2 protein-coding genes and 1 pseudogene are annotated in these 1,472 nt (G+C 41.5%); 1 reads left to right on the forward strand and 2 read right to left on the reverse strand.

Features of this window, described 5'->3' with window-relative positions; all coding sequences use genetic code 11:
- Positions 1-440, reverse strand: a 440-nt coding sequence (locus tag C1642_RS19230) for an MFS transporter (RefSeq protein WP_228153850.1), incomplete at its 3' end; no start/stop codon positions are given.
- 106 nt (positions 441-546) lie between these two features.
- Between C1642_RS19230 and C1642_RS11850 the strand changes: the two genes are divergently transcribed.
- Positions 547-1,335 carry an AraC family transcriptional regulator gene (locus C1642_RS11850; protein WP_103236371.1) on the forward strand — a complete coding sequence of 263 codons (789 nt, stop codon included), beginning with the start codon at positions 547-549 and terminating at the stop codon, positions 1,333-1,335.
- Here C1642_RS11850 and C1642_RS11855 read toward each other — a convergent pair.
- A pseudogene (locus C1642_RS11855) lies at positions 1,302-1,472 on the reverse strand (glutaminase); the annotation flags it as partial. The gene C1642_RS11850 and the pseudogene C1642_RS11855 sit on opposite strands and share 34 nt — an antisense overlap.

Below are 1,472 nucleotides of genomic sequence, written 5' to 3' on the forward strand. Positions count from 1 at the left end.
AAGCGCCCACCCGATGCCATACGCGCCACACGCGAAGCTTCTGGGTGAAAGGTGGCAGACCCTACCCCAATCAGTGCAGATGCACATAACAACACAGCAAAACTTGGTGAAAATGCCAACAAGATAATGCCGCAGAATGTGACGACCATTCCAAGTGGGAGAAGATACGGTTTTGGATGTTTATCGGTATAAAGTCCAATCCAAGGCTGTAGCAGCGAACCTGTAATTTGATATACAAACGAAATCAGGCCAACCTCCGCAAAACTCAGCGAAAAGTTTGCTTTTAGCATTGGATAGATGGCTGGTAGCACTGCCTGAATTAAATCGTTCAGTAAATGTGCAACCGCCACGGCGCCTACAATTTTAATAATCATTCCTTGAGACTGATCATTTGCAACGGTATTGGCAATACCATCTTTCAATTGTATTGAAGACGTCATACCTGAAAAACTCCAATATTTTTAAATGAGATGCTTATTGTAAATTGTCGCTTATAAAGTTATCTTCCAATAATCATTGTATAAGTGACAACTTTTAGGATAGTTTATGTCCGATTCTCTTATTCAGTCCGATTTGTCTGAACTAGTAATTGGACTCTCTTCTGAACATTCTTACCGAGAAATCACGCCTACCCACACGCATACACGTGCTCAGTTTTTATATGCGTCCACTGGCAACATTCAGGTGTTTACACCTAATCATGTCTGGATTGTGCCGCCCATGTGTGCGTTATGGATTCCGGCAAATGTAGAGCACAGTGTGATTTCACTGAGTCACGTGAAGTTAAATACGGCGTTGGTTGAAGTAAATGCAGCCGCACTAATGGGACAACATTGCTTTATTATTCGAGTAAGCAACCTGTTGCATGAGCTTTTAATACGTTTAAATGAAATTGAACGAGAGGAAACTCCAAATACAGCAACCTCTCAAGAGCTTTCCCGTTCTTTACAAATTTTGATCTTTGAAGAAATACATCGGGCCAATTTGTTGCCCATCCAGATTCCTTGGCCGAGAGACAAAAGACTCTTAAAAATTTGCCAAGAGTTATTACATACGCCTAACCATTCAAGAGATTTAACAGATTGGGCTGATGATATTGGCGCGAGTTCTAGAACTTTAATGCGTATGTTCCAGAAAGAAACGGGGCTATCTTATCGGGCATGGGTACAGCAAATGCATATTGCACTTGCCTTGAGTAAAATTGCGAATGGCGAATCTATTGCTCAAATTTCAGAGTCACTGGGGTATACCAACCCCAGCGCGTTCAGTGCAATGTTTAAGCGACATCTAGGTAAAACACCTCAGCAGTTTAGAAGTGCTGCGATGTCGCTATAAGTCTTTTTTTTTGCAGGGATCTCATGCTTTTCAAGCAAATCATCGAAATCATGATAAACATGAAGTTCTCGATCTTTAGCTGTTCTTGCATGATCTAATCGTTGTTCAGGATCGACTAAAACAAGAGTATGGCCATC

The organism is Acinetobacter sp. AKBS16 (assembly GCF_002899995.1).
Lineage (GTDB): Bacteria > Pseudomonadota > Gammaproteobacteria > Pseudomonadales > Moraxellaceae > Acinetobacter > Acinetobacter baumannii.